Below are 5,419 nucleotides of genomic sequence, written 5' to 3' on the forward strand. Positions count from 1 at the left end.
GCTGCACAGGCCCGCGCCGATGGACACCCCGCGCCGTGCAGCCATGCCCAGCGGTGCCGCCGCCGACCCGCTGGTCGCGCCGGGGGCCGGACGCCCTGTGCCGGGCGCCCGGCTCCGGCAGACGCCCGGCCGCACGTGCGCTTCCGGCCCCGCGTGCGCCCGGCGTCCCCGGCGGGCGCCGTCGCCCGGTGCCCGTGAGGGCCACCCCGTCCCCGTCCATGCGGAGAGGGCCCGGTCGTGAGGAGCGGCGCCCGCCCCACCTCACAGGGAGCCCCCCGGCCCACGGGAGCCCCCGCCCCGCTGCTGAAGTGCCAGGACGCCCCGCCCGCGAGGCGCCCGTCTCCGGGTGCCGCCCGCAGCGCCGCCATCGGGCGGCCCGGCTTCACCCGATCGGAGCATGACCCCCCGACGTGGCGAACATTCGGCACCGTCCGCTCGTAGGCTCCCCCGGTGAACCGAAGCGCTGCACTCGACGTCGGACGTGAGGACCTGCTCTCCTGGGCGCGGCAGGAGCAGGGTGCGGACCTGCCGCCGCGCACCGCGGACGCCGTGCTCACCCTGCTCGCGCTGCGGGGCGCGGACCGCAGGAGCGGGCTGCCGGAGCCGACACCGCCGCTGGTCGCCGAGGTGCTCCGCGACGACCTGCCCGCCGTCGCCGACCTCGCCCCTGCGGAGCTCGACGCGATCCCCGCCGTGGTCGCCGCGCTCGCCGACCGGGTGCGCGCCGCGGGACGCCTGAACGGCAAGCGCCGGGACCGGCTCGTCGCCGCCGCCGAGGACCTGCTCCCCGCGGTGCGCGAGGCGTGCGCGGACCCGTGGAATCTGACCTGGCACCGGTGGTACGCGGCGCTGCTGCGGGCCGACGGCGTGGACACCGGCGACCCCGGGGCCGTGCGGGAACGGCTGGCCGCCCTGGACGCGCTGCCGCACGCCTCCCGGCCCTTCCCGCCCCCGCCTCTCCAGCGCACCGACCTCGCCCGGCGGACCTTCGAGGTCCGGGCCGCGCTGACGGAGCGGCTGCTCGGCGCCTTCGCGCGCGACGTCGACCACCCGTCCCCGCCCGGTCCCCTGCTGCCCGCCGCCACCCGGGACGCGCTGTCCTCCGGCGACCCGGAGCGGGCCCTCGCGGAGGAGCTGGACCACGTTGCCGACGCCCTGCTCGACCGCTGGACCGCCGAGGGGCTGAGCGCGGCCCTGGACGGTCCGTACGCGCGGCTCGCGCCGGGCCCGGAGACGATGCCCCACCTGGCCCTCGCGGACGCCCTGCTGGACCAGCACCTGGACTACACCGGCGACTCCAGTGTCCCCCTGCCCCCGCCGCCCGCCCTTCCCGAGCCCGGCGAGCTGCTCGGCCTGCTGCACGCGGCGCCCCTGCCCGCTGCCCTCGCCACGGGCGCCGCGGACGACGAGGAGCTCCGGCCGCTCGCGGAGCGGTGCGGCTTCCCCGGCCACGCCGACCCGGTCTGGGTCTCGGGCACGCCCGAGGAGGTCGTCGAACTCGCCGCCGACATCCTCGCCCTGGCCGCGGAGCACAGTGCGTCCGCCGAAGGCGCCCCGGCGCCGGACGAGTTCGTCGACGCGGTGCACGTGCTCTATGCCTGCTACGACCGGGGCTGCACCCCCGACTCGGTGGCCCGCAGGGCGGCCGATGCGGCGGGCTGGCCGATGACCTGGGAACTCGAGTACAGCCCCGTGCCGGTGCCGCCCGCGGCTCCCGGCCCGTACACCACCCCGTCGACCGGCGTGCTCGCCGAGCTGCTGCGGGTGCCCGCCGTGAGCGAGCGGGAACGCGCCGAGCTGGACCAGCACGCCCAGGCCCTGGCCTTCACCGTCGACCGGCTCAGCCGTACCGGCTGCGTGTTCCGCGCCGGAGACGCCTTCGGACTCACGCCGCTGGGGGCCGCCGCCCTCCGCCACGTTCTGCACGCAGGCCATGTCGCTGCCCCCGACCAGGAGGAGGTGCTCGCCTGGGACGCCGCGACCCTGGTGGCGGCGGCGCAGCCCTGGCCGCCCGCCGCCGCCGTCACGGCGCTCGCACGGTGGGCCGCCGCACGCGGCGGCGACCCGGGCTGGCGCGAGGTGCTCGCTTCCGTCCCCGCCGACGACGCCGGGTTCCTCGACCGCCTGGACGAGGCGGGCATCCCCTCGGCGGTGCTGCGGGGCGCACGACACGAGCCCGCTGCCGGCGCCCCGGCCCGCGCGATCCTGCGCAGGCGCGGCGAGGACGCACCGGACGACGGGGCGCAGCCGCACGGAACCGGCTGACGCGCCCCGGCCCGCGCGAACCCGGCCGTGCTGCCCGGCGCCCGTGCCCGGCGGGCACGGGCAGCACCGTCCGGGAGGGCGGCCGGCCCGGTGCGCGGAGCGGGCCCGGCGGTCAGTACGCCGGCGGCGGGGGCTCCTGGGCGCCGGGCCCGGAGGGCCTGCGGGTGCTGGGGCCGCGCCCCGACAGCACTTCGCCGTACGCCTGCATCAGGTCGGGCAGCCGCAGCGTCGCGAGGTCCTCCCGCGTCGGTGTTCCCGCGTAGCCGGAGAGGCGCAGGTCCCGGTACGCGCAGGACTTCTCGTACAGGGTGCGCAGGAACCGGCCGTTGCCGAGCTCGTCGATCCAGCCCTGGTCCACCACGTGGCCGCTGATCGACCGCAGTTCGTCGAGCGCCTCCTCGTCCCACACGTCGCCGTTGGCCGCCGCCAGCACTCCGCCGATCGCGGTGAGCTCCAGCGGCCGGTACGACGGGAAGTCCACCCGTGTGGTGAAGCGGGACGACAGCCCCGGGTTGGCCGCCAGCAGCCGGTCCATGCCCTCCGGGTACCCGGCGAGGATCACCACGAGGTGGTCCCGGTTGTCCTCGGCCCGCTTCAGCAGCACCTGGAGCGCCTCGTCCCCGTAGGCGTCGCCCTTGCTGTAGCCGGAGTTGGAGAGGGCGTACGCCTCGTCGACGAACAGCACCCCGCCCAGCGCCGAGTCGATCAGCTCGTTCGCCTTGACCGCGGTCTGCCCGAGGAACTCGCCCACCAGGTCGGCACGTTGCGCCTCCACCAGATGGTCGCCGCCCAGCAGACCCAGGGCGTAGAACACCCGTCCGAGGATCCGTGCGACCGTGGTCTTCCCGGTGCCGGAGGGACCGGAGAAGACAAAGTGACGTTTCGGCGGCTGCACCGGCAGCCCCTGGCCCGCGCGCAGCCGCGCCATCTCCAGCTGCGCCGACAGTGCCTTCACCTGGCGCTTGACCGGTTCGAGGCCCACCATGCGCTCCAGCTCGGACAGCGCCTCCGCGAGCAGGGCCGGGTCCGTGGCGCTCGCCGGGAACGGCGGCGGCACCCCGCGTCCCTGCCCGGCGCCGCCGTCCTTGTGCCGCACGCCTCCGGGCGGGGCCGACGCGGGGGGCACGGTGGCGGCGCCCGGCCCGCCGGGCCCGGCCGTCGTCCCTGTGGCTCCCGGGGACGGGGAGTCCCCGGCGGGGCCGGGGCCGTCCTGCCCGTCGGCGCCGCCGTCCAGCAGGTCCGCGCCGACCGCGTCCGCCCCCGTGTTCGCGAGGGACACCGCGGCCAGGTCACCCATCTCCTCGGGCGACCCGTCGAAACCGTCGTACTCGGCGATCGCCGCCAGCCGCGCCGCCGTGTCCATGAACGCCGGGTCCACCCGGTGCACCGCCCGGTACAGCGGCAGCGCCGCCGCCGTGCGCCCGGTGCCCTCGTGCGCCCGCGCCAGCCAGTAGCGCAGCTCCTTGCGCTGCGGCTGCTCGCTGCGGCAGCGCATCAGCGCTGCCGACAGCAGCGGCTCGGCCTGCCCGTACATCTCCAGCCGGACCCGTGCCATGCCGCCGAACAGCCCCGCCTCGATGCCCAGCAGCGCGTCGTCCACGAGGGGTTCGGTGTGCCGGACGAGCTGCTCCCAGTCCTTGACCAGGTACGCCCGGCAGGCGTGCAGGAAGCGGACCTGCGGGTCCGTGTCCACGGGCGGCAGCTCGGCGAGGGCCCGGTCCAGCTCGGGGACGTGGCGGCCGTCCAGCCAGTGCGAGGCGTGCGCGAGGAGCAGGTCGCGGGGGCTCTCCAGTACCGGCTGCACCCACCAGCCCAGCCAGTACCAGGAGTTGAGGGTCCGCCGGTACCGGGACCGCTGTTCGCCGAAGCGGTCCCGGTGGTGGTACATCCGCAGCAGCGCCGTGGTGGTGTCGACCCGCAGGGCGTGCAGCCCCAGCCAGGCGTCGGCCATGCCGGGATCGATCCGTACGGCCGTACGGAACTCGTCCTCCGCCTGCGGATACGCCCCCATCGTGTACGCGTCGACGCCGCGCATCCAGGCGAGGTCGGCCGGGGCCTGTGTGCCCTGCGTGCCGAAGTCCATCGGGTCCCCCACAAAACCGTGTCCCCGTTGCCGCCGGGCGGACGCCCGCCGGAAGCTTCCCCCATCGCCCTTCCCAGGGACGGGTCTTGACCGCACCGGGGTGCATCGTACCTGCGCAGCGAGTGTGCGACGAAGGGCGCACCGAGCGCTCAGGGGGCGTCCGCGGGCGCAAGGGCGATGGTGACCCAGGGTGATCACAAGGGGCTCACGCGTACCCGCGCAGAAAGGTTGAGGGCAGAACGAAGCCCCCGATCACGGGGGAACAACCGGGGGCTTCGCGTCTGCGGCGACTCCGAAAAGCCGCACATTGAGAACGTAAGACCTGTACGGCCCCCCGGTCAAGCGAAGTTGAGGCAGACTGCGCGGCCGGATTCCGACTGTTCGGTCGGGTGCTCCAGGGTCGTCACGATCTGTGAGGGGGCGGTTCCGTATCGGCGGCGGCAGGGTGCCTCGGCAGCCACGCGTATCCCTCCGGGCACTCCTGTACCAGGGCATCGGCATAGGGGAGGGAGGGGTCCTGGGCGAAATGGCGGGTCTCCGCCACTGTCCATCCGTCCCAGAACGCGGCCTGCGCCGGCCCGTCCCGCCGCCGGCCGCGCCGCCAGGACTCCTCGGCGCCGCGGTCCATCCACAACAGGTGGGCGAGGAACGGGCGCAGGGCGCGGCGGCCGGCCCCGACCCCCTCGACCAGGACCACCGGCGCCGGCACCAGTGGCCTCGGCGGTCCGAAGCGGCGCGAAATCCAGTCGTACGGGTGATAGGCCGCCGCCTCGCCCCGGCTCAGCGGATCGAGTACTTCCGTGCGCAGCCGCCCGGTCCATGCGAAGAGTTCGTCGTGGCTGGCCACGTCGTCGAGGTGGAGGACCGGCGCCCCGCCGAGCGCCTCGGCGAGCCGCGCGGCGAACGTGGACTTCCCGGACCCCGCGTGCCCGTCCACCGCGACCAGCCGCACGGGCCCGCAGGACGGGGGCAGCGCGCGCAGTTCCTCCGCCCGCGCACGGAGGTCGCTCAGATGTACGAGCCGGGTCATGCGGCCACCCTACCGAGGCCGCCGCGGCGGACCGCGCGGCG

Annotated in this window: 3 protein-coding genes; 1 reads left to right on the forward strand and 2 read right to left on the reverse strand. The window is 76.1% G+C overall.

Annotated elements, in window-relative coordinates:
* Positions 1 to 450 precede the first annotated feature (450 nt).
* The gene (locus tag BJP40_RS00675; RefSeq protein ID WP_071277622.1) at positions 451 to 2,265 is read left to right on the forward strand and encodes a hypothetical protein; all 1,815 of its coding nucleotides are present in this window, start codon (positions 451 to 453) and stop codon (positions 2,263 to 2,265) included.
* Between the two features lie 112 nt (positions 2,266 to 2,377).
* On the opposite strand, the gene BJP40_RS00680 is transcribed toward BJP40_RS00675, so the two are convergent.
* Entirely contained in the window at positions 2,378 to 4,348 is a 1,971-nt protein-coding gene (locus BJP40_RS00680; RefSeq protein ID WP_071277624.1) for an AAA family ATPase, read from the reverse strand.
* Positions 4,349 to 4,751: 403 nt separating this feature from the next.
* The gene (locus BJP40_RS00685) at positions 4,752 to 5,360 is read right to left on the reverse strand and encodes a uridine kinase (RefSeq protein WP_071277626.1); all 609 of its coding nucleotides are present in this window, start codon (positions 5,358 to 5,360) and stop codon (positions 4,752 to 4,754) included.
* Positions 5,361 to 5,419 lie beyond the last annotated feature (59 nt).

Source organism: Streptomyces sp. CC53 (assembly GCF_001865245.1).
Classification (GTDB): domain Bacteria; phylum Actinomycetota; class Actinomycetes; order Streptomycetales; family Streptomycetaceae; genus Streptomyces.